Source organism: Kitasatospora sp. NPDC056800 (assembly GCF_042789775.1).
Classification (GTDB): Bacteria; Actinomycetota; Actinomycetes; order Streptomycetales; family Streptomycetaceae; genus Kitasatospora.
In genome coordinates, this window is the sequence record NZ_JBHUAL010000016.1 from 17,974 (window position 1) to 40,629 (window position 22,656).

The window sequence follows — 22,656 nt, forward strand, 5'->3', positions numbered from 1 at the left end:
GTGATCGACTATTCATTGACCGGCACGTTCGCCGGCGAACCACTCGAACCACCGTGGCCGTTCCGACGGGTTGACGGTTCGACGAATTTGAGGAGCCCCCGAAGTGACCGTACGCAGCGAGAAGCACGGCAAGCCCATCGGTCGACGCGCCCTGCTGGCCGCCACGGCGGCCGTCGCGACCACCGCCCTGCTCGCCCCGGCGGCACACGCGGACCAGCCCGGCACCGACAAGATGACGAACAGTCAGATATCCACCGTGGTCCGCGAACTGAACGGTCTCGCCCACCCGTTGCGGTCCACCGAGCCCGGGGGCCGGACCACCGACCTGCGTCCGCTGGGCGCGATGATCGGCGACGCCAAGGTGGTGGGGCTCGGCGAGGCCACGCACGGCGCCCACGAGTTCTTCACCATGAAGCAGCGGGTCCTGCGCTACCTGGTCGAGGAGAAGGGCTTCACCGCCTTCGCCCTGGAGACGAGTTGGTCCTCCGGTCTGCGGATCGACGACTACGTGCAGGGCCTCACCGGCGGCGACGCCCGGCAGCTGGTCAAGGAGACGATGGGCAAGTCCCCGTGGGAGCGCCAGGAGTTCGCCGACCTGATCGACTGGATGCGCGACCACAACCGCGAACACCCGCAGCACCCGGTCCACTTCGTCGGCGACGACCTGGACTTCCCCGCCATCGGCGACCAGCTCTTCGACCGGGTGACCTCCTACGTCCGCGAGGCCGCCCCCGCGTCGCTGCCGCGCCTGGAGCAGCTGTACGCCGGGCTGCGCCCGTTCGACGACGCCATCGGCTACATCACCACGCGCCCGCTCGCCGAGCGGCGGCAGAACGCCGCCGTGGCGCAGCAGACCCTGGAGCTGGTCACCGCGGCCAGGGGCGAGGGCGGCGAGGCGTACGACTGGGCGGTGCAGAACGCCCGGAGCATTGCCCAGACCTTCACCTTCACCGCCATGAACCTCGAGGACAACAGCGAGGTGGCCGCGATGCAGAACCTCCGCGACCGCGCCATGACCGACAACACCCTCTGGTGGCAGCGCCGCACCGGCGGGAAGGTGCTGCTGTCCGCGCACAACGGCCACGTCGGCTACCAGAGCAGCGACCCCGAGCTCTACCCCAAGACCCAGGGCTCGTACCTGCGCGACGCCCTCGGCGCGGACTACCTCGCCGTCGGCTTCACCTTCGACCGCGGCTCCTTCCTCACCAAGGACGACCCGTTCGCCGCCGCCTGGAAGCCGGTCACCGTTCCGCCGGCCACCGCGGACATGAACGAGTACCCCCTCGACCGGGTCCGCTACCGCGACTACTACGTCGACCTGCGCTCCGCCCCGCCGGCCACCCGGTCCTGGCTGAACACCGCCCGCCCGACCTACGACGCCGGGACGGAGTTCCGCAGCGACCCGCTGCCGCGCCTCGCGATCGGCACCGCCTACGACGCGCTGGTCCACCTCCACGAGACCAGCGCGGCCCGCACCCTCTGAGCATCGTCGCCGGAGCGCCTCTCCGTCGGCACGGGCCGCACAACGCGCGGCCGCACGGTCGACGGGGAGGCGCCCGCCGACCGCACCACCGACGGGGAGGCCCTCGCCGGCCGCCGGCCGCCGGACGCCCGTCAGCCCGTGAACCGCCCGTCCCGCGCCACCACCCGGCCCGCGCGGACCACCAGTTCACGCGCCGGCAGGTCGATCACCACCTGCGGCAGGCACTCGCCCGTCACCAGCATGAAGTCGGCGGGCGAGCCCGGCTCCAGGGTCACGGCCGGCAGGTCCAGCAGTTCGGCGCCGCCGTCGGCCGCCAGGGCGAAGCAGTCGGCCAGCTGCTCGTCGGTGCGGGCGTCGGTGGTCCAGCCGAGCAGGTGCGCGCGGTGCAGCGGGTCGGCGTTGCCGTACGGGCTCCACGAGTCGCGCACGCCGTCCGAGCCGAGCCCGACCCGCACCCCGTGCGCCCGCAGCTCGCGGAACGGCAGCACCTGGTGGGCCGAGGGCGCCACGGTGGTGAGGCCGACGCCGGACTCGGCCAGCTCGGCGGCGAGGTCGGCGAGCTGGGCGCCCGCCAGCTCCGGGACGCAGAAGGCGTGGCTGACGACCACCCGCCCGGCCAGTCCGGCCGCCCTGGTCCGCGCGGCGATCTCGCGCAGCGGGCCGAGGCCGCGCTCGCCCCGGTCGTGCAGGTGGATGTCGAGGCGCAGTCCGTGCTGTTCGGCCAGGCCGAACAGCAGCTCCAGCTGGGCGGGCCCCTCGCCGTCCGGGCCCTCGGCCGGGACGGCGTCGAAGCCGGCCGGGTCGATGCCGCCGATGGCGTCGACCAGCCCGCTGGCCGCCGCCTCCGCGAGCAGCGCGCCCGCGCCGGGCGTCCGCCGGACCCCGTGCTGCGGGAAGGCCACCAGCTGGACGTCCAGCGCGCCGGCCAGCCGCTCGCGCGCCTCGGCGAGCCCGGTCACCCCGGCCAGCCCGTACGCGGGCGCCACGTCCACGTGGGCCCGCACGGCGCGGGTGCCGCGCGTCACGGCGTGGCTCAGCAGCCGGTGGGCCCGCTCGGCGAGCGGGGTGCGCTGGTGCCGGTGGAGGTCGACGTCGCCCTGCACGTACTCGGGCAGCGAGCCGGCCGGGCGCCGGCTGTACCAGGGCTCGCCCCAGGCCGTCTTGTCCGGGTGGATGTGCGCGTCCACCAGGGTGGGCAGCGCGATCCGGCCGCCGCCCTCGACCACCTCCGGCACCGCCCCGTCCGGCACCCGCTCGGCCAGCAGGCCGTCCACGACGATCAGGTCGACGGCCCGGGCGGCACCGTACGGGCGAACGTCCCGGAAGACGGTGACGGAAGGCGTGGTCATGGGCTGCTCTCTCTCGCTCTGGTTCCGCGGCTCGCTCTGGTTCCCCGGCTCGCTCTGAATCCCCGGGTGGTCCTGCCCCCTGGACGGAATGTGCCCGACAGGCAAAACGTCCTACCTTTCATTCAACAGTCTGTTTATCATCTCCGGGTCCCCGTCCCTCGTCCGGAGTAGCTCACGCATGTCCACACCACCGCCCGCCGCCACGCCCGGACGGCACCCGCTGCACGCCCTGCGGGCCACCGTCTTCGCCATCGGCGCCCTGCTCCTGCTGGTCGGGGTGGGAGTACTGCTCGACCAGCCACTGCTGATCCCGCCCCTGGCCGCCAGCGCCGCCCTGGTGCACGGCGCGCCCGGGCTGCCGATCTCGCAGCCGCGCAACCTGGTCGGCGGGCACCTGATGTCGGCCCTGATCGGCTTCGCCACCCTCGCCGTCACCGGCAGCACCACCTGGGGTGCGGCCGTCGCCGCCGGGCTCTCGCTCGGCGCGATGATGCTCACCCACCTCTCGCACTCCCCGGCCGCGGCCACCGCCGTGATCGTGGTCCTGCAGGCGCCGCATCCCGTGCCCTTCCTCCCGCTGCTCGTCCTGGCCACCGGGCTGCTGGTCGTGATCGGCCTGCTGCCCGGCCGGATCGGCGGGCACCCGGTCCGCTACCCCGTGTCCTGGTGACGGCCGCGCCGTACTGACCGGCTCTCCACTCTCCCGCCGAACGCCGACGGCCGGGTCATCCGATCGGATGACCCGGCCGTCATCCGTTCCACCCGGCACGGACACCCGCTCCACCCGCGCCGCGGCGAGCGCCCCCTGCACGACGCACCCCGAGCACCGGCGCGCCGCCCCTCCGTCGTACATCACCGCTCTTGTAGAGAACTGCTCTCGAACAGATGCGGGTCGACACCCGCCCGCCGCTCCCGCCACAGCGTCCGGAACGCCGGCGGGGTCAGCGGGCGGGTTGCCGCCCTAGGCCCTGGTCCGATGATCGATCCCCCGCAACACCCAAGTCAATCCGCCGATTTACTGGGACCCCTCCAAGCGATACCTTGGGTCTCCGTGACCATTGACGACCTCCGCGTCTTCGCCGCGGTCTGCCGGGCCGGCTCGCTCAGCGCCGTCGCCCGCGAGCTGAACTGCACCCAGTCCGCCGTCAGCCAGCACGTGAAGCGGCTCGAACGGGAGGTCGGCCTCGCCCTGATCGAGCGCCACCCGCGCGGAGTCGTCCCCACCACGGCGGGCAGCCTGCTGCGCACGGCGGTCGCCACCGGCCTCGGCGGCATCGACCACGCGCTGCACCGGATCGCCGAACTCTCGCGCGGCGAGGGCGGATCCGTCCGGATCACCACCGGGGCCACCAGCATCCGGCACTTCATGTCCGCGGCCGTGGTGGACTTCCGACGGCGCTTCCCCCGGGTCAGCCTGGAGTTCCAGACCGAAGTCTCCAGCCGCAGCTGCCTGGAGTCTCTCAACGCCGGCCGGGTCGACCTCGCCTGGATCACCCTCGGCGCCCCGGCCCGGGGCATCGACCAGCAACCGGTGGTCGACCTGCCCTGGGTGCTCGCCGTCACGGCGGGCGACCCGCTCGCCGCCCGGGACCGGATCGCGCCCGCCGACCTCCAGGACGCCCGGCTGATCGGACTCCCGCAGAACTCCGTCTCCCGCTCCCAGGTCGAGTCCTGGCTGGGGAAGTCGGGCATCCGGCCGGTCTTCGACACCAGCGTCGCGGACTGGGACACCGCGATCCTGCTCGCCGAACTCGGCCTCGGCCACGCCGTCGTCCCGGCCCTCCCGCAGTGGCAGGGCCCCGGCCACCCCGGCCTGCGGCTGCTCCCGCTGCCCGACCTGCCCGCCCTCACCGCCGGGTGGGCCGTCCGGGACTGGGAGAACCTCGGCCCGCTCGCCCGCGCCTTCGCCGACACCGTCGCCGCCCACTGCGGCCGCGAAGCCCCGCCGGCCGTCGATCCGGAGACGGCCTGACCCCGTCGTGCCCCGCCCCCGCCCGTTACCCGGAGCTCGCCGTCCGCAGCGGGGCGAAGTCCTCCGGCAGGCCGCGCACCCGGCCCCCGCCCGCACGGCGAGCGCCACCTCGAAACTCAACTGCCTTGGCAGCTCCCGCCGGCGGAGCAGACCGTGCCACCGCCCCGCACCCCGACCGTCACCGACCGTAGAAGGCGTGACCGCGCCCGATCTCCTCGAAACCCCGGCGGCCGTACCACTCACGCGGCCAGTCCACCGCGTCCGCGAGCAGGAACAGCTGCGGGACACCGGCCTCGGCCGCCAGCGCCAGGCCGGTCGCCAGCAGGGTGTCGCCGTGCCCCGCACCGCGGTACCGCGAACCGGTCACCAGGTCCTCCAACTGGCCCAGTCCGACGGCCGGTTCGAGATAGAGGTCGCTCCAGGCCGCGACCTCGCCGGCCGGCGTCCGAGCGGCCAGGAAGTGCACCCGCTCGGCACCGCGCAGCCGGGCGGAACGGCGGTCGGTGAGCTGCCGGGCGAGCTCCTCGCCCTCGATCCACTCCCGCTGCTGGCGCAGCACCGCCGCCCGCACTTCGGCCAACTCGACGGGGAGTGCGGCCGGTTCGGGCCGCCGGCAGCCGAGCGTCGACCGGGCCAGGACCACCACGCTCTCCCGCTCCCACCCCGCCGCCGCCAGCACCGGGGCGGCCCGCTCACCCGACTCCGGGTCCAGCACCGTGACGCGGTACCGGTGGCGGCGCCCCAACCACCGGGCGGCCAACTCGGGCAGCACCGCCGGGTCGGTGCCCGGACCCTCGACGATCAGCTGGCTGTGCTCCTCCGATTGACCGAACGCCGCGTCCCGGACGGCGAACACCCCGGGGAACTCCGGCAGTTCGACGGTCTCCGCCGCCTGGCGGCGGGCGAAGGCGGCGCGGAAGGCGGTCACACGGGCGAGTAGATCCGACATCCCGCCATGATCAGCCCCCGGTCGCCCGCCGACAACAACTTTCCGGTACCGCCTCAGGATTCCGCACCGGAGGACGAGCTGCCACCGGAGGACGAGCGGTCCAGGAAACGCCGGATCCCGTCCCGTACACCGACCGTCGGCACGGTCGCCGCGAAGGCCGCCGCCTCCACCGCGAGCCCCTCGTCGATCGGCAGGTTGATGCCCCGGGTCACCGCCCGCAGGCAGGCGGCCACGGCGGTCGGCGCGTGCCGGATGATCCGCTCGGCCAGATCCCGTGCGGTGTCCAGCAGTTCGTCCGCCGGGACGACCGAGTTGACCAGGCCGATCTCGGCGGCGCGGGCGGCCGGGACAGGGTCACCGGTGAGGATCATCTCCAGGCCGCGCTTGCGGCCCACGTGCCGGGGCAGCCGCTGCGAGCCGCCGAAGGGCGGCGGGAAGCCGAGCGAGATCTCGGGCTTCGCGAAGGTCGCGTGCTCGGCCGCGACGGCCAGCGGGGCGGCCTCGGTGATCTCGCAACCACCGCCGAAGGCAAGGCCGTTGACGGCCACGATGACCGGCTTGGGGAACTCCTCGATCCGCCGGGTGAGGGTGTGCCCGCGCCGGACGAACTCGCGCAGCGCCCGCTCGGGCCCGCCCGCGATGCTGGCCGCCAGCGACGGGATGTCGGCACCCGCGCTGAACGCCCGCCCGCCGGCGCCGGTGAGGATCACGGCGCGGACGGTGTCGTCGGCGTCGATCCGGTCGAGCTCGGCGAGCAGCGCGTCGATCGTCGGGTAGTCGAGGGCGTTGAGCTTCTTCTCCCGGTCGATGGTGAGGGTGACGACGTGCCGGTCCCGCTCGCTGCGGATGGTCATGGGCGCGTGCTCCGTTCCTGGCCTCGCTGCTGGATGTGACGAGGCTAGGAACACCGGCCCAGGACAATCCACTTATTGTCCTGGATACACTCCGGTACGCACCCGTCCACGCCTGTGCACGCCCGTGCCCGGACCGTCCACTCCCCGGAAGGGCAGGTGACCCGTGCGACCGCCCTCCTACAAGGCCATCGTCGACGAGTACGCGACCGCCATCCGCTCCGGCGCGCTCCCGGCCGGCACCCGGCTGCCGACCCACCGCACCCTCGCCCGCGAGCGGCGGATCGCCCTCGCCACCGCCACCCGGGTGTACGCCGAACTCGCCGCCGCCGGGCTGGTGGTGGGCGAGCAGGGCCGCGGCACCTTCGTCCGGCTGCGCTCCGGCTACGACGGCCTCGAACCCTCCCGCGCGCTCCCCGTGCCCCGGGTGGCCGACCTCTCCTTCAACCAGCCGCTCTCCCCCGGGCAGGGCGACCAGCTGCGGCAGGCCCTGCGCGCGCTCGCCTCCTCGGGCGACGCCGAGGCCCTGCTGCGCCAGCACCCGCCGGGCGGCCACCGGCACGACCGGGCCGCGGTGGCCACCCACCTGCTGGACCGCGGGATCGACACCGCACCCGAGAACGTCCTGCTCACCAGCGGGGCGCAACAGGCCCTGGACTGCGTCCTGCGCACGCTCACCCGCCCCGGGGACGTCCTCGCCGTGGACGCGCTCGGCTACCCGGGCATCAAACTGCTCGCCGCCGCCCACGGACTGGACCTGGCGCCCGTCCCGGTCACCGCCGACGGCCCGGACCTCGACGCACTCGACCGGCTCTGCCGCACCCGGCCGGTACGGGCGGTGTACACCCAGCCGACCGTCCACAACCCGCTCGGCTGGGTGCTCGCCCCGGCACAGCGCGAACGCCTCGTCCGGCTCGCCGCCGACCACGGCTTCACCCTCATCGAGGACGGCACCTACGCCTTCCTGGAGGCCGCCCCGCCCCCGCCCCTGCACGCCCTCGCCCCCGAACACACCTGCTACCTGGCCGGCCTCTCCAAGAGCGTGGCACCGGGCCTGCGGTTCGGCTTCGCCGTCCTGCCCGACCACCTGCTCCGGGCCGCCACCACCAGCCTGCGCGCGGCGGCCTGGGGCGCCCCCGGCCTGATCACCGCCCTCGCCACCGGCTGGCTCACCGACGGCACGGTCGCCCGGCTGGAACAGGAACGCCGCACCGACGCCGCCGCCCGCCAGTCCATCGCCCGCACCGCCCTGACCGGCCTGACCACCACCGCCCACCCCACCTCCTACATCCTCTGGCTCACCCTCGAACCCCACCAGCGCCCCGACCACGCAGCCGCCGCCCTGGCCGCCGAAGGCATCCTGATCTCCACCGCCGACGCCTTCGCCACCACCCCCCACCACCCCAACGCCCTCCGCCTCGCCCTCGCCACACCCCCACTCCCCACCCTCCCCACCGTCCTCACCCACCTCCGCACCACCCTCGAAGCCATCGCCCCCTGACCCCCCCCCACCACCAAAAGCCGACGGCCCCGACTTCCCACTCCGCCACCACAACCCGGCCATACCGAGCGCCGACAGCACATCAGGCCCCACCCGACCCGCTCTCACCACAACCGCACCAGAAGTCGGCCATGCCGACTTCCCACGCCACCCCGCCCACAAGGACCCGCCCCATCCCCACCTGACAAGCCCCACTTGATCCCCCACGCCCGCACGTACGTCTACGGGTCCGATTTCCCACTCCGCCACCACCAGCCAGCCGTGGCGGTCTCCGAGGGCTGCCGCCACAGCTACACAGACCGGAGAAACACGGCATTCGCTGGCAGGGGACACACTCACCGGTCACACCGGCACTCAGCCCCGTCGACTTCCGACGCCAGCACCTGCACCGGGCCGAGGCGCTAACGCCCCAGTGGCAACCCGCCAGGAGTCGGCCTGGTCGACTTCCTACTCCGCCGCAACGGGCCGTCGCCTGCCCAGGGCGAGCGCCAGAAGAGCAAGCCACGACAAAGCAGCCGCAGGAGCGGTGCACCACACCCCTTGCCGACGCCAGAAGTCGGCCGGGCCGACTTTCCACACCACCACCCACCCTCGGCCTCAACCCAGGGACGGGGCAAAGGCGAAGGCCGAGGGTGAGGGCAGAGGCGGGGCAAACTCCGCCCAGGCGCAGCAAGGTGCGCGAACTGTCAGCACCAGAAGTCGACCAAGCCGACTTCCCACGCCACGACCCGCCACCGCCCCCCACGCCCACGCGGCACCCACGCCCACGCCAAATGCCATTGGGCCTGAACCCGCCCAGGGCCCGCGCCAAAAGTCGACGGGTCCGATTTCCCACTCCACCTACCGGCCCGCCACAAACCCGAACCCGCCCAGAGCGGCACCAGAAGTCGACGGGCCCGACTTCCTGCTCCACCAACACCGGCCATGCCGCCACAGCTGCTCAAACCGGAAGCACGGCATTCGGTGGCCGGGGCACACTCGCCGGTCACACCGGCACTCAGCCCGGGCGACTTCCGACGCCGGCACCGGGCCGAGGCGGTGATGTGCCAATGGCCACCCGCCAGAAATCGGCCCGGCCGACTTTCCACACCGCCAACCGCCCCCGGCCGCGCCCTGGGGACGGAGCGAACGCGAAGGCCGAGGGCGAGGGCAAGGCCGAAGGTGAGGACAGAAGCGGAGCAAGATGCGCGGACCGTCAGCACCAGAAGTCGGCCGGGCCGACTTCCCATGCCGCCACCCACCCCGGCCGCAGCCCAGGCACAGGGGCGAGCACCGACACCGGAGCGAGCATGAAGGCCAAGGCCGGGCGCAAACACGGGGCCGGGCAAGCAACAGCCAGGCGCAGCGGGATGCACGGACTACTGACACCAGAAGTCGGCGGGGTCGACTTCCTACTCCGCTGCAACGGGCCGTCGTCCGACCATGGCAAGCACCGGAGCAGCAGACCACGACGAAGCGGCCGTCAGAGCGGTGCACCACGCCCCTTGCCGACGCCAGAAGTCGGCCAGGCCGACTTCCTACGCCTCCTCCCCCTCCGCCGCTGCGCGGGCGAAGCGGGTGCTCCAGTCCGTGAGCAGGGTCCGGAGGGCGTCCGGGGCGAGTACCTGGAATTCGGCGCCCAGGGAGCCGAGGGCCATGGCGGGCCAGTCGAGCGAGTCGGCGGTCATCCGTAGGCAGCAGCGGTGCGGGGTGACGGGTTCCACGGTGCCCCAGCGGCCGACGCGGGCGCGGACGAACTCCGCCGGTGCCTCGATCAGGGCCTCCACCTGGTGCGGTCGGGGCATCCTGTTGAGGCCCGCGCGGACGAATTCCGCCGCGTCGGCCGCCGGGAGGGTCCGGGAGGAGAAGCGGGCGCCGCTGCCGGTCGGGGCGGTGAGGCGGTCGAGGCGGAAGCTGCGCCAGTCGGCCCGGTCGAGGTCGTACGCGACGAGGTACCAGCGGCGGTTCAGGCAGACCAGCCGGTGCGGTTCGACGTGCCGGTCGATACCGCGCCCGTCGGCGGCCGTGTACGAGAACCGCACCCGCTCGCCGTCCCGGCAGGCGAGTGCCACCACCGTCAGGACGTCCGGGTCGACGCCCGTGCCCGTCCGCGTCCCCCAGTCCACCGGGACGGTGACCGCGCGCAGCGCCTCGACCCGGCGGCGCAGCCGGGCCGGCATCACCTGGACCACCTTCGCCAGCACCCGCGCCGAGGCCTCGGCGACGCCCTCGACCGGGCTCTCGGCCGCCGCCTGGAGGCCGACCGCGAGGGCGACCGCCTCCTCGTCGTCGATCACCAGCGGAGGCAGCGCCGCGCCCGCCGCGAGCTGGTAGCCGCCGTCGACGCCGCGCTGGGCCTCGACGGGGTAGCCGAGTTCGCGCAGCCGGTCGATGTCGCGGCGCAGGGTGCGGACGGAGACGCCGAGCCGGTCGGCCAGTTCGTCGCCCGGCCAGTACCGGTGGGTCTGGAGCAGGGAGAGCAGTCGCAGCGTCCGCGTGCTGGTGTTCGCCATGCGTCGATTCTCCCTGGGATTCAGGACAGGAAGTGACCGCAATGGTCCGTAGCGTTGTTCTTGTCCGAGGGAGCAGGAACCCGTAGCAGGAACCCAGCGAAAGGCCATGACGATGACCACGACCACCACCCCCGCCGCCACGCAGAACCTCACCGGCGAGCGCGCCGACCTCCTGGCGGCCCTGGAGAAGCAGCGGCACTTCCTGCGCTTCACCACCCGCGACCTCACCGACGAGCAGGTCGGCCTGCGGACCTGTGCGAGCGAGCTGTGCCTGGGCGGCCTGATCAAGCACGTGACCAGCGTCGAGCGGCTCTGGGCGGAGTTCATCGTGCAGGGCCCGTCCGCGATGCCCGACTTCACCGCCTGGACCGAGGAGGACTTCGCCCGCCGCGCGGACGAGTTCCGCATGCTGCCGGGCGAGACGCTGGCCGGTGTCCTCGCGGCGTACGCCGAGGTGGCCGTGCGCACCGACGAGCTGGTGGCCACCCTCCCCGACCTGGACGCCACCCAGCCGCTGCCGAAGGCCCCGTGGTTCGAGGCGGACGCCGAGTGGTCGGCCCGCCGGGTGCTGCTGCACATCGCCAACGAGACGGCCCAGCACGCCGGTCACGCCGACATCATCCGCGAGTCCCTGGACGGCGCGAAGAGCATGGGCTGAGCCCGGCCGGCGGGACGGCGGCGGGGCCCGTCGACAGCAGTCGCCGGGCCCCGCGCCCCCCTGCACCGCATCCCCGGACCGCCCCTCCCCGGAACCGCCCTCAGGCCTGCCCGACGAAGGTGAACCCGGCCCCGTCGACGACGCGGCGGACCAGGGCCTCGTCCAGCGGCTGCGCGGAGGCCACGGTGACCCGGCCGCTCGGCGCGTCGGCACTGACGTCGGTGACGCCCGGCAGGACGGCGAGCCCGGCGCTGACCGTCTTCTCGCAGTGGCCGCAGCTCATGCCGTCGACGGTGAAAACAGCGGTGGTGGACATGACGGCGCCTCCGATGGCAGCTCGCTCGGGACAGGGCCGACCCGGACGGATCGACCCGCCCTACGACACCCGAATCCGACGGCGCCGCCCAGGGACACGCCGCCGGGGTGACACCATCGAGCGGTTCCGGGAACCACCCGGGCCTCCCGTCCGACAGGGGCCGGCACCGTGGCGCACGCCACCGCCCGAACCGCGAAGGCGCGCCGAACCGCGAAGGCGCCCTGAACCGCCGCCGCACCCCGCCCCGTTCCTCCAGGTACCACCCTTTCGCACGACCGGGCGACGGCCCGGTCGCCGATCGGCCGCCCCGGCCCGCCGATCCCGTCCTGGAGCACTTCCGCCATGTCCACCCTGGCCCCGATCCACGCCCGACCGGACACCACCGCCCTCCTGATGGCCCACGCCGCCCTGCGCGGCGTGTACGGCCATCTGGCCGCGGCGGGAGCGGGCCGGTGAGGGCGCCCGCGCGGTTGCGCCGCTGGAAGCCCCGGCACGCTCTGCCCGCCCTCGCGCTGGTCGCGGCGCTGACCGCCGGGCTGCTCTGGTGGCAGCCGTGGAGCGGCGGGGACGGTGACCGGATGGCGTTCACCACCGCGCCGGGCGGCTCCGCCCGCTTCGGCACCGGCGAGCACCTGTACCGCTACAAGGTGCGGGTGGAGGACGGGATCGCGGAGAGCCCGGCGCAGTTCGCCGCCGAGGTGGACGCGGTCCTCGGCGACGTCCGGCATGGCTGGGCGGCCGGTGGCACGGCCTCGTTCCAGCGGATGCCCGCCGACCCGGTGGACTTCACCGTCTACCTGGCCACCCCGAAGTCCACCGACCGGATCTGCGGCCAGTACGGGCTGGACACCGGCGGCTGGGTGAACTGCGGCGTCACCCACCAGGTGGTCGTCAACCTCACCCGCTGGACCGAGTTGTCCGAGTTCTACCAGGGCAGGCCCGAGCAGTACCACGCGCTGGCCGTCAACCACGAGGTCGGCCACATCCTCGGCAACGGCCACGTCGACTGCCCCGGCCCGGGCGCCCCGGCGCCGGTGATGATGCAGCAGATCAAGGGGCTGCACGGCTGCGTCCCCAACGGCTGGCCGTACTCGGACACCGGCACCCTGCTCACCGGCCCGCCCGTCCAGGCCCCCACCAACGCCCCGTAGCCGGCCCGCACGCCGCCTCACGCCGCCGCACACCGCCGAGCGGCACAACCCGGCACCGACGGCCTCACGACACCGCACGGGGCGAACCACCCACCCCCCTCCCGACCCACCCGCCCGAAACACGGATAATCCTGGTCGGACCGGACGCACCCGCACCGCGCGCCCGGTCCCGGTCGTGTTCCCAGTCGGTGCCGGTGGAGGAGAAGCGTTGAACGGTGTGCCCGGCGGGGAGTACCTGGACTGGCCGGTCCTGCTGGAGGCCGCCGAGGCGGCCGCCCGGGCGACCACGGGCCGGGGCCGGGTCGCCGACTACATCCCGGCCCTCGCCACCGCCGACCCGGAGGCCTTCGGCATGGCCGTCGCCACCGTCGAGGGGGAGCTGCACGGTGTCGGGGACTGGCAGCGGCCGTTCTCCGTCCAGAGCGTCTCGAAGCTGTTCTCGCTCGCCCTCGCGGTGGCCTACGGCGGTGACACCCTCTGGCAGGGCGTCGGCCGCGAGCCGTCCGGCAACCCGTTCAACTCCCTGGTGCAGCTGGAGACCGAGCACGGCATCCCGCGCAACCCGTTCATCAACGCGGGCGCCCTGGTGGTCACCGACCGGCTCCACACCATGACCGGCGACGCCTCGGGCGCGGTACGGGAGTTCCTGCGCCGCGAGTCCGGCAACCCGCTGCTGGACACCGACCCGGTGGTCGCCGCCTCGGAGGCCGAGCACGGCCACCGCAACGCCGCGCTGGCCCACTTCATCGCCAGCCACGGCAACCTGGAGAACCCGGTCGAGACCGTCCTGGAGCACTACTACGCCCACTGCGCCGTCGCGACCAGCTGCCGCGACCTGGTGCTGGCCGGCTCCTTCCTCGCCCGGTACGGCGTGCGCGCCGACGGCACCCGGCTGATGTCCCGCAGCGAGACCAAGCGGATCAACGCCGTCCTGCTCACCTGCGGCACCTACGACGCCGCCGGCGAGTTCGCGTTCCGTGTGGGCCTGCCCGGCAAGAGCGGCGTCGGCGGCGGCATCCTCGCGATACTCCCCGGCCGCGCCGCCGTCTGCGCCTGGGGCCCGCGCCTGGACCAGGCCGGCAACTCCGTCGCCGCGGTCGCCGCCCTGGACACCCTGACCACCCTCTCCGGCTGCTCGGTCTTCTGACCCGCGGACAGCGGAACGCGGGCCCCGGCCGTCCGCACAGCGACCGGGACCCGCGGGTCCGTGACGAGCGCCCTCCGCTCCGAGGACGCCCTCCCCCGAGGCTCCGGGGGACTACTCCACCGTCACGCTCTTCGCGAGGTTGCGCGGCTTGTCCACGTCCCGCCCCAGGGCGACGGCGGCGTGGTAGGCGAGCAGCTGGAGCGGGATGTTGAGCAGCAGCGGGTCCAGCTCGGGCTCGCTCTTGGGCACCAGGATGCAGTGGTCCGCGAGCTTCTCCTCCGGCCGCCGGTGGCCGACGGCGATGACCCGCCCGGAGCGGGCCTTGATCTCGCCCAGCGTGGTGAGGTTCTTGTCCAGCAGCTCGTCGTCCGGAACCAGTGCCACGGTGGGCAGTTCGGGGCTGATCAGCGCCAGCGGGCCGTGCTTGAGCTCGCTCGCCGGGTAGGCCTCGGCGTGCACGTAGGAGATCTCCTTGAGCTTCTGCGCGCCCTCGCGGGCCACCGGGTAGCCGCGCACCCGGCCGATGAACATCATGCCCGCGGAGTCGGCGTACTCGGCGGCGAGTCCGGCGATGGCCTCGCTCTGCTCCAGCACCTCGCGGATCTGGTCGGGCAGCGCCTTGAGCGCAGAAACGATCCGGCGCCCGTCGGCGGGCGACAGGTCGTGGATGCGCCCGAAGTGCAGGGCGAGCAGCGCGAAGGCGACCACGGTGGAGGTGAACGCCTTGGTGGAGGCGACCGAGACCTCCGGACCGGCGTGCAGGTAGATACCGCCGTCACACTCTCGGGCGATAGCACTGCCCACCGTGTTGACGACGCCGAGCACCCGGCCGCCCTTGCGCTTGACCTCCTGGACGGCGGCCAGCGTGTCGTAGGTCTCGCCGGACTGGCTGACCGCGACGTACAGGGTGTCCGCCTCGATCACCGGGTTCCGGTAGCGGAACTCGGAGGCCGGCTCGCTGTGCGCGGGGATCCGGGCCAGCTCCTCGATCAGCTGCGCGCCCATCTCGCCCGCGTAGTAGGCCGATCCGCAGCCGAGGATCTTCACCCGGCGGATCTCGCGCAGCTCCCGGGCGTCCAGGTTGAGGCCGCCGAGGTGCGCGGTGGCGAAGCGCTCGTCGAGCCGGCCGCTCAGGGTGCGCTCGACCGAGCCGGGCTGCTCGTGGATCTCCTTGAGCAGGAAGTGCTCGAAGCCGCCGGTGTCGTAGGAGTCGACCTCCCAGTCCACGGTGGACGGCTGGCGGTGCGTGGTGCGGGCGTCCTCGGTGAAGGTCCGGAAGCCGTCGGCCCGGACGGTGGCCAGCTCGCCGTCCTCCAGGTGGACGACCTGGCGGGTGTAGCGGACCAGCGCGGAGACGTCCGAGGCGGCGAACATCTCCTTCTCGCCGATGCCCAGCACGATCGGGCTGCCGTTGCGGGCGACGACGATCCGGTCCGGCCGCTCGGCGTCGAGCACCGCGATGCCGTAGGTGCCGACCACCCGGCCGAGCGCGGCCCGCACCGCGTCCTCCAGCTCGACACCCTCGGCCACGTTCGCGGCGATCAGGTGGGCGAGCACCTCGGTGTCGGTCTCGGAGCGGAACACCGCGCCGTCGGCGGCGAGCTTGGCGCGCAGCTCGTCGGCGTTCTCGATGATGCCGTTGTGGACGACGGCGATCCGCTCGGCGTTGTCCAGGTGCGGGTGCGCGTTGGCGTCACTGGGGACGCCGTGGGTGGCCCAGCGGGTGTGGCCGATGCCGGTGGTGCCCTTGAACCGGGCCGGCACGGCCGCGGCCAGGTCGGCGACCCGGCCCTTCACCTTGCGGAGCTTGATCCCGCCGCTGCGCCCGGTGACGGCGACACCGGCCGAGTCGTAGCCGCGGTACTCCAGCCGCGCCAGCCCCTCCAGCAGGAAGGGGGTCGCGTCCTTGGGGCCGATGTAGGCCACGATTCCGCACATGCGTGGTCTCCTCTTCGAAGTCTTCGGAAGGTCGGGAACGAGGGCGGTCAGCCCGCTGAGGGCCGTGAGGGCAGTCAGCCCGCTGAGGGCAGCGAGCGCGATGAGGGCGACGGGCGCTCGGCCGCCTCGGCCGCCTCAGCCGTAGACGATCCGCCGCAACTGGCGGGCCGAGAGCTCCGGCGCCGAGACCCGGCGCTGCGGCAGCTCCTCGGTGAGCCGGGCGAAGATCCGCTCGTTGGTCAGACCGCGTGCCTGGAGCTCGGTGTGGCGGCGGCGCACGTACTCCTCGGTGCTCTCGGAGAAGTACGCCAGCACCTCCGCCACGACCCGCGCCGCCTCCCGGGGCCCGAGCGGGCTGGTCCGGGTGAGGTGGGCGAGGAGGTCTTCGTGGGGGTGGGGTGAGCTCGGCACGAGTGTGGAGCCTAGGTCGGGCCGGCCGCCGAAGCCAAAGTTTCTGCCCGAAATCGGGCAGACATTACGACTTTTAGACCACATCCACGACTCCTTCACATTCGGCCGTCGAACGGCCACCCGTTCGCCCCCGTTCCCGAAAGCCCCTTGAAGCGGCGCCAACTCCGCACGTAGCGTGACCCCCTGAACACGAAGCGGAAGACCGGAGGCTTGCTGATGTGCGGGATCACCGGATGGGTCGCGTTCGAGCGCGACCTCACCGCCGAACGGGGGGTCATCGACGCGATGACGGCCACCCAGGCCCGCCGCGGCCCGGACGCCGGCGGCGTCCACCTGGAGCCGCACGCCGTGCTCGGCCACCGCCGGCTCGCGGTGATCGACATCGCGGGCGGCGTCCAACCGATGACGGTCGAGCACGACGGCCGGACGCTGGCCGTGCTCACCTACAGCGGCGAGGTCTACAACCACCGCGAACTGCGCGCGGAACTGGAGGCGGCCGGGCACCGCTTCCGCACCCGCAGCGACACCGAGGTCGTGCTGCGCGCCTACCTGGAGTGGGGCGAGCACCTGGCCGAGCGGCTCAACGGCATGTTCGCCTTCGCGGTCTGGGACATCCGGCGCGAGGAGCTGCTGCTGGTCCGCGACCGGATGGGCGTCAAACCCCTGTACTACCACCGCACCCCGGACGGCGTGGTCTTCGGCTCCGAGGTCAAGGCCCTGTTCGCCCACCCCGCCGTCCGCCCGGTGGTGGACCTGGACGGGCTGCGCGAACTGCTCGGCTACGCCCGCACCCCGGGGCTCACCCCGTACCGGGACATCCACGAGGTCCGGCCCGGGCACGTCGTGCGGGTGCGCCGCGAGGGCCTCTCGGTCCGCCGCTACTGGGCGCTGGAGGCGCGCGAGCACCGCGACAGCCTGGAGGCCACGGTCGCCACCGTCCGGGCCCTGCTGGACGACATCGTGCACCGCCAGCTGGAGGCGGACGTCCCGCTCTGCTCACTGCTCTCCGGCGGCCTGGACTCCAGCGCCGTCACCGCCCTGGCCGCCCGGACCCTGGGCGCGGCCGGGGCCGGCCCGGTGCGCTCCTTCTCCGTCGGCTTCGCCGGGCAGAGCGAGACCTTCAACGCCAACGACGTCCGGCAGACCCAGGACGGCCCGTTCGCCCGGCTGCTCGCCGACCACGTCGGCGCCAACCACAGCGTCGTCGAGCTGGACGCGGCCGACCTGACGGACCCGGCCCGGCGCTCCGTCGTGCTGCGCGCCCGCGACCTGCCCAACGGCGTCGGCGACATGGACACCTCGCTGCTGCTGCTCTTCCGGGGCGTGCGCCGCCACTCCACGGTCGCGCTGTCCGGCGAGTCCGCGGACGAGCTCTTCGGCGGCTACCGCTGGTTCCACGACCCGGCCACCATCGCCGTCGACGACTTCCCCTGGGCGCTCGGCCTCACCGGCATCGCCGGCGGCGGAGCCACCCCGCGCGAGCACCTCCTGGACGCCGAACTGCTCCGCAAGCTCGACCTGGACGGCTACCGCAGGGCCCGCTACCGCGAGGCGGTCGCCGAGGTCCCGCACCTGCCGGAGGCGGATCCGCTCGAACGGCGGATGCGCGAGATCTCGTACCTCAACCTGACCCGCTTCGTCTGCATCCTGCTCGACCGCAAGGACCGGATGAGCATGGCCAACGGCCTGGAGGTGCGGGTGCCGTTCTGCGACCACCGGCTGGTCCAGTACGTCTTCAACGCCCCGTGGGCGATGAAGTCCTTCGACGGGCGGGAGAAGAGCCTGCTGCGCGCCGCCGTCCGGGACGTGCTGCCGGCCGCGGTCGCCGAGCGGGCGAAGAGCCCGTACCCGGTCACCACCGACCCGCACTACCCGGCGAAGCTGCGCGCCGAACTGGCCCGGCTGGCCGTCGAGCGCACCTCCCCGGCCCTGGACCTGCTCGACCGGCGGCGCCTCGCCGACGCGCTCGCCCCGGACACCGACCCGCAGTCCGTCCGGCTGGCCGTCGACCTCGCGCTGGACTTCGACGCCTGGCTGACGGAGTACCGGGTGACGCTGGAGCTCTGACCGCCGGGGCCTGAACGCGTGTGGGGCGCGGGTGCCGCCACCCGAACGGCGCACCCGGCGACGCCCGCGCCCCCGTACTCCGTCCGGGTGATTGTGCGGAACCATCCCGCCGGGCCCGGAGGTCCCACGGTGCGATAGCGTCGCCGACACCTCCCGAATGGCGGGCGAAATCGCGGCTTACCGCTCACGTGCCGTCAGGATGGGAGCGAAACGTTCACCTCGATCCGCCGGGGGATCCCGTCATGCAGCCGCGAGTCTTCGCGATTCTCACCGCCCTGCTCCTGGGCGTCCTGGGCCTGGGGTCGGTGGCCGTCACCGACTGGTCGCCCGCGGCGGCCACCGCGTCCCTGACCGCCGTCGCCCCCGGGGCCCCCGCCGCCGGCGCCCGGCCGGCCGCGGCCGGCCCCGCGAGCGCCACCCCGACCGGCGACCCCGCCGTGTGGACCCGCTCCACGCTGCGCAACAAGGTGATGGCCGAGATGGACGCCACCGACCCCGGTGTCGCCCTGGCCGACCTCGACAAGATCACCAAGGAGAAGCCGTACACCGTGCGCTTCTGCCACCCGATCGCGCACGAGCTCGGCCACGCGGCGGTCAAGCGCTTCAACGCCGACTTCCAGAAGGTCATCTCCTTCCCGCACGAGACCTGCGCGGCCGGCTACCTGCACGGCGCGGTCGAGGAGATGCTCAACGCCTCCACCCAGCCCGAGACGGACCTGCTCAAGCTCTGCGCGCCCAAGAACACCGGGCCCTGCATCCACGGCGTCGGCCACGGCACCATGTTCGTCGCCAAGCAGGACGTCGCCAAGGCGCGCGACCTGTGCAACAAGTTCCCCTCCGACCAGAACCGGATCCGCTGCTCCGAGGGCCTGTTCATGCAGCTCTTCGGCCCGGACGAGGAGGACGAGCAGGCCAAGGCCAACCTGCCCGCCGACAAGCTCGCCCAGGACCCGCTCTACCCGTGCAAGGACCAGCCGTCGCTGTTCCAGTCGGCCTGCTTCTTCTACGCCCCGACCTTCTTCCTCTCCTCGCACGACTACCCGAACCACCCCGAGGTCTACGCCGAGGCCCTCAAGTGGTGCCTCAACGGCAAGGCCAGCGGCGGGGCGGTGGACTGCAGCCGCGGTGTCGGCTCGCGCACCATGAAGTACAACCTGGACCGCGAGGACTGGGCGTCCGAACAGTGCGCGACCGCCGCCGACGGCTGGCAGCGCAAGGCCTGCGCCGAGGGCCTGGTCAGCTACTACACGGTCAACTACACCGACGGGGGCGCGGCCGGACGGCTCTGCGCCAAGATCACCAACAAGGAGATGCAGGGCTACTGCCGCTCGGCGAGCGGCCTGTCCAGCTCGCTGGACTGACGCCCCCGGTCCCCCGGACCGACGCCCCCGGGTCTCAGCAAGCAGGCTCGCACCGCACGGTGCGGGCCTGCTTGCGTAGGATCACCCGATCATCGCCTGACCCGGGTGCGCCAAGGACGCCGCGCCTCGCCCAGCCCGTCCCCCGGCCTCCCTGGAGCACGCCATGACCACCGAGGACTCCCCCGGCACCGACGTCACCGGCACCGACGTCACCGGCACCGACGTCACCGGCACCGACGTCACCGACGCCGACTTCCGCCGTGCCGCCCACGCCACCGCCGACCTCGTCTCCGACTACCTCGCCGACCTGCCCGGACGCCCGGTCTGGCAGCCCATGGACGAGACCGCCCGCCGGGCCCTGCTCGACGCCCCGCTGCCCGCCGAGGGCCGACCGCTCGACGAGCTGATCGGCGCCATCGGACGGGACGTCCTGCCGTACCCGATGGGCAACGGCAACCCGCGCTTCTTCGGCTGGGTCAACTCCGCCCCCGCCCCCGCCGGGGTGCTCGCCACCCTCGCCGCCTCCGCGATGAACCCCAGCTCGGCCGGCGGCGACCACGCCGACGTCCACCTGGAGCGCGCCGTGGTCCGCTGGATAGCCGAACTGGTCGGCTTCCCGCACCCGGCCGGCGGCGGCCTGCTCACCTCCGGCACCTCGATGGCGACCATCGTCTGCCTCGCCGCCGCCCGCAACCGCGCCGCCCGGCGGGCCGGCCGGGACGTCCGCGAGGAGGGCCTGGCGGGCCTGCCGCCGCTGGTCGGCTACGTCACCGGCGAGACCCACTCCTGCGTCCGCAAGGCCGCCGAGCTGCTCGGCCTCGGCAGCCGGCAGCTGCGCACCGTGGCCACCGGCCCCGACGGCCGGCTGGACACCGCCGACCTGCGAGCGGCCGTCGAGCGCGACCGCGCGGCCGGCCTGCTGCCCTTCCTGGTGGTCGCCTCGGCCGGCACCGTCGGCGCCGGCGCGGTGGACGGGTTCGGCCCGATCGCCGACCTCTGCGAGGAGCAGGGCCTCTGGATGCACGTGGACGGCGCGTACGGCGCCTTCGGCCGGCTCGATCCGGCCATCGCCCACCGCTACGCCGGGCTGGAGCGCGCCGACTCGCTGGCCCTCGACCCGCACAAGTGGCTCGGCGTCCCGGTCGACTGCGGCTGCGCGCTGGTCCGCGACACCGAGGAGCTGCGCGGCACCTTCAGCCTCGTCCCGTCCTACCTGCGCGACGAGTCGGCCGGCGCCCTCGGCTGGTTCTCCGAGTACGGCACCGAGCAGACCCGCCCCTTCCGGGCCCTCAAGGTCTGGGCCACCATCGCCCACAAGGGCCGGGCCGGGCTCGCCCAGGACATCGCCCGGTGCACCGCACTGGCCCGCCGGCTCGGCGAACTCGTCGAAGCGGACGAGGAGTTGGAGCTGCTCGCCGAGGTGCAGACCTCGATCGTGGCGTTCCGCCACCGCGCCCCCGGCCGGGACGGGGCCGCCCGCGACGCCCTCAACCGCGACCTCCCCGCCGCCGTCCAGCGTCGCGGCCGGGTCTTCGTCACCGGCGCCCGCCTGGGCGACGCCGAGCTGCTCCGCGCCTGCCTCCTCAACGCCGCCACGACGGAGGCCGACCTCCACCTCCTGCTCGCCGAGGTCAAGGCCGCGGCCCGCGACCTGCTCGGCTAGACCACCGGCGGCCCGGCCTCCCGACTCGGCCCCGCGCGTTCCTCCCGTAACACCCCGGCGCGGACCGTAACCGGCCGGTCACGACGGATGCCCGACCGGGAAACACCGGTCGGGCACGGTGGTGGCATGGAGCATTCGAAGCCCTCTCCCCTCCGTGCCCCCGCCGGCCCCGGTGCCCGCCGCACCCACCGCTGGCGCCGTGACACCGTCGAACTCGCCGCCGTCTTCCTCTCCGTCACGGCGGCCGACCTCATCGCCAAGATCGTCGTCCACGGCCCGGACGGCCCGGTCGTCGTGGCCGCCTCCGCGCTCGCCCTGCTGGCCACCGCCCTGCTCCACAGCTGGTGGTCACCGCACGCCCCGCCCCCGGTCGCGCTCTGGCGGGTGCGCACCACGGCCCTCGCCCACACCCGCACGACGCTCGCCGACCACCGGATCACCCTGCTCTCCGTCCACCCCCACCCCGCCGCCGACGAGCTCTACCTCCGCACCGAGCACCCGGTGACCCCGGCCGTCCTGACGACGCTGCTGACCGCCACCGGCCACACCCTCCAGGACGCGCCGACCCGCATCGCCTGAGCCGTCGCCTCAGGCCGGGCCCGGGTCGTTGGGGTGCGGTTCGAGCGGGGTCACCACGACGGTCATCCACGGCCGCAGCGGGAGGCTGCCGAGCACCTCCGCGCGCAGCCGGGCCTCGTCGGCCGCCCGCCAGACGCCGATGCTGCGCCGTTCGCCGACCGGGCGCCACAGCCTGGCCAGGTGGCCGGTGGCGGCGAGCTCGCGGGCGCGGACGGCCTCGGCGGCGCGCCGCCGGTCGACCTCCTCCTCGGCGGTGCCCTCGGGGACGCTGGTGGTGATCTCGACCAGGAACTCCTGCACGGTCCTGCTCCCTTCTCGCCCCCCGCCCCGCCCCCGCCCCCTCATCGTCGGCCCGGCACCCGACCGCCGCCACGACCGGCCCGCGCCCGGTGGGCCGGCCGGGCGAATCCGGAGCCGGCCTCCGGCGGCCCCGCACCCGGCGCGGGCCCGGGATCCGGCTCCGCCGGCGGCGGCCCGAGGAGGGCGGCCACCGCCGGCGGCGGATTCCCGGGAGGCGTCAGCCCTTGTCGGCCGGCTGTACGACGCACACGGCCTCGCCGAGCATCGGCCCGAAGCCGCCGAGCAGGGCGCCGAGCACCTGGTGGCAGGTGGCGGCCTCCTCGGGCGTCTTGGGGCCGTTGCTGTCGGCGGCGGCCGACTGGGCGAGGGCGAGCGGCAGGGCGAGCAGCAGGGCGCAACAGGCGGTGGCCAGTGCGGAGTTCTTCACGGACATCGGAAAGCCCCTTCGGAGGAGACGGGATCGGCGGA

20 protein-coding genes are annotated in these 22,656 nt (G+C 73.8%); 11 read left to right on the forward strand and 9 right to left on the reverse strand.

Annotation, left to right across the window (positions count from 1 at the left end; genetic code table 11):
- The first annotated feature begins 103 nt into the window (after positions 1-103).
- Positions 104-1,483, forward strand: a complete 1,380-nt coding sequence (locus ACFRQN_RS05745) for an erythromycin esterase family protein (RefSeq protein ID WP_380738515.1) — start codon at positions 104-106, stop codon at positions 1,481-1,483.
- 131 nt (positions 1,484-1,614) lie between these two features.
- On the opposite strand, the gene ACFRQN_RS05750 is transcribed toward ACFRQN_RS05745, so the two are convergent.
- Positions 1,615-2,832 (reverse strand): amidohydrolase, encoded by a 1,218-nt coding sequence (locus ACFRQN_RS05750; RefSeq protein WP_380738517.1) that lies wholly within the window; start codon positions 2,830-2,832, stop codon positions 1,615-1,617.
- 178 nt (positions 2,833-3,010) lie between these two features.
- Here ACFRQN_RS05750 and ACFRQN_RS05755 point away from each other — a divergent pair, with 178 nt between their 5' ends.
- Together ACFRQN_RS05755 and ACFRQN_RS05760 are read left to right on the forward strand one after the other, a co-directional pair.
- A complete protein-coding gene (locus tag ACFRQN_RS05755) occupies positions 3,011-3,502 on the forward strand; it encodes an HPP family protein (protein WP_375875281.1) in 492 nt (163 codons plus the stop codon).
- Positions 3,503-3,883: 381 nt separating this feature from the next.
- Positions 3,884-4,804 (forward strand): LysR family transcriptional regulator, encoded by a 921-nt coding sequence (locus ACFRQN_RS05760; RefSeq protein ID WP_380738520.1) that lies wholly within the window; start codon positions 3,884-3,886, stop codon positions 4,802-4,804.
- 178 nt (positions 4,805-4,982) lie between these two features.
- Here the strand turns inward: ACFRQN_RS05760 and ACFRQN_RS05765 are convergent, their stop codons facing one another.
- Positions 4,983-5,753, reverse strand: a complete 771-nt coding sequence (locus tag ACFRQN_RS05765) for a GNAT family N-acetyltransferase (protein WP_380738522.1) — start codon at positions 5,751-5,753, stop codon at positions 4,983-4,985.
- 53 nt (positions 5,754-5,806) lie between these two features.
- Positions 5,807-6,607 (reverse strand): crotonase/enoyl-CoA hydratase family protein, encoded by an 801-nt coding sequence (locus ACFRQN_RS05770; RefSeq protein ID WP_380738524.1) that lies wholly within the window; start codon positions 6,605-6,607, stop codon positions 5,807-5,809.
- 163 nt (positions 6,608-6,770) lie between these two features.
- Between ACFRQN_RS05770 and ACFRQN_RS05775 the strand changes: the two genes are divergently transcribed.
- Complete coding sequence (locus tag ACFRQN_RS05775; protein ID WP_380738526.1) at positions 6,771-8,105, forward strand: PLP-dependent aminotransferase family protein; 1,335 nt, start codon at positions 6,771-6,773, stop codon at positions 8,103-8,105.
- Between the two features lie 1,517 nt (positions 8,106-9,622).
- On the opposite strand, the gene ACFRQN_RS05780 is transcribed toward ACFRQN_RS05775, so the two are convergent.
- Positions 9,623-10,597, reverse strand: a complete 975-nt coding sequence (locus ACFRQN_RS05780; RefSeq protein ID WP_380738528.1) for a helix-turn-helix transcriptional regulator — start codon at positions 10,595-10,597, stop codon at positions 9,623-9,625.
- Between the two features lie 106 nt (positions 10,598-10,703).
- On the opposite strand from ACFRQN_RS05780, the gene ACFRQN_RS05785 reads away from it, so the two are divergent.
- Positions 10,704-11,255, forward strand: a complete 552-nt coding sequence (locus tag ACFRQN_RS05785) for a DinB family protein (protein WP_380738530.1) — start codon at positions 10,704-10,706, stop codon at positions 11,253-11,255.
- A gap of 100 nt (positions 11,256-11,355) precedes the next feature.
- On the opposite strand, the gene ACFRQN_RS05790 is transcribed toward ACFRQN_RS05785, so the two are convergent.
- Positions 11,356-11,571, reverse strand: coding sequence for a heavy-metal-associated domain-containing protein (locus tag ACFRQN_RS05790; RefSeq protein WP_049651651.1), 216 nt, complete (start codon positions 11,569-11,571; stop codon positions 11,356-11,358).
- Between the two features lie 452 nt (positions 11,572-12,023).
- Here ACFRQN_RS05790 and ACFRQN_RS05795 point away from each other — a divergent pair, with 452 nt between their 5' ends.
- Together ACFRQN_RS05795 and ACFRQN_RS05800 are read left to right on the forward strand one after the other, a co-directional pair.
- A complete protein-coding gene (locus ACFRQN_RS05795; protein ID WP_380738532.1) occupies positions 12,024-12,722 on the forward strand; it encodes a DUF3152 domain-containing protein in 699 nt (232 codons plus the stop codon).
- Positions 12,723-12,930: 208 nt separating this feature from the next.
- Entirely contained in the window at positions 12,931-13,869 is a 939-nt protein-coding gene (locus tag ACFRQN_RS05800; protein WP_369808293.1) for a glutaminase, read from the forward strand.
- A gap of 111 nt (positions 13,870-13,980) precedes the next feature.
- Here the strand turns inward: ACFRQN_RS05800 and glmS are convergent, their stop codons facing one another.
- Both glmS and ACFRQN_RS05810 read right to left on the reverse strand, forming a co-directional pair.
- Positions 13,981-15,807 carry a glutamine--fructose-6-phosphate transaminase (isomerizing) gene (glmS, locus tag ACFRQN_RS05805; RefSeq protein ID WP_049651653.1) on the reverse strand — a complete coding sequence of 609 codons (1,827 nt, stop codon included), beginning with the start codon at positions 15,805-15,807 and terminating at the stop codon, positions 13,981-13,983.
- A gap of 135 nt (positions 15,808-15,942) precedes the next feature.
- Complete coding sequence (locus tag ACFRQN_RS05810; RefSeq protein ID WP_049651654.1) at positions 15,943-16,218, reverse strand: hypothetical protein; 276 nt, start codon at positions 16,216-16,218, stop codon at positions 15,943-15,945.
- A gap of 216 nt (positions 16,219-16,434) precedes the next feature.
- Here ACFRQN_RS05810 and asnB point away from each other — a divergent pair, with 216 nt between their 5' ends.
- The 4 genes from asnB to ACFRQN_RS05830 all read left to right on the forward strand — a co-directional run bounded on the left by asnB (position 16,435) and on the right by ACFRQN_RS05830 (position 21,888).
- The gene (gene asnB / locus ACFRQN_RS05815; protein WP_074004552.1) at positions 16,435-18,285 is read left to right on the forward strand and encodes an asparagine synthase (glutamine-hydrolyzing); all 1,851 of its coding nucleotides are present in this window, start codon (positions 16,435-16,437) and stop codon (positions 18,283-18,285) included.
- A 242-nt stretch (positions 18,286-18,527) separates the two neighbouring features.
- Positions 18,528-19,646, forward strand: a complete 1,119-nt coding sequence (locus ACFRQN_RS05820; RefSeq protein WP_074004551.1) for a hypothetical protein — start codon at positions 18,528-18,530, stop codon at positions 19,644-19,646.
- Positions 19,647-19,809: 163 nt separating this feature from the next.
- A complete protein-coding gene (locus ACFRQN_RS05825; protein ID WP_380738534.1) occupies positions 19,810-21,309 on the forward strand; it encodes a pyridoxal phosphate-dependent decarboxylase family protein in 1,500 nt (499 codons plus the stop codon).
- A gap of 126 nt (positions 21,310-21,435) precedes the next feature.
- The gene (locus ACFRQN_RS05830) at positions 21,436-21,888 is read left to right on the forward strand and encodes a hypothetical protein (RefSeq protein WP_074004549.1); all 453 of its coding nucleotides are present in this window, start codon (positions 21,436-21,438) and stop codon (positions 21,886-21,888) included.
- Between the two features lie 9 nt (positions 21,889-21,897).
- On the opposite strand, the gene ACFRQN_RS05835 is transcribed toward ACFRQN_RS05830, so the two are convergent.
- Both ACFRQN_RS05835 and ACFRQN_RS05840 read right to left on the reverse strand, forming a co-directional pair.
- Positions 21,898-22,188 carry a muconolactone Delta-isomerase family protein gene (locus ACFRQN_RS05835; RefSeq protein ID WP_049658392.1) on the reverse strand — a complete coding sequence of 97 codons (291 nt, stop codon included), beginning with the start codon at positions 22,186-22,188 and terminating at the stop codon, positions 21,898-21,900.
- 217 nt (positions 22,189-22,405) lie between these two features.
- The gene (locus ACFRQN_RS05840) at positions 22,406-22,621 is read right to left on the reverse strand and encodes a hypothetical protein (RefSeq protein ID WP_049658393.1); all 216 of its coding nucleotides are present in this window, start codon (positions 22,619-22,621) and stop codon (positions 22,406-22,408) included.
- Positions 22,622-22,656: the final 35 nt, after the last annotated feature.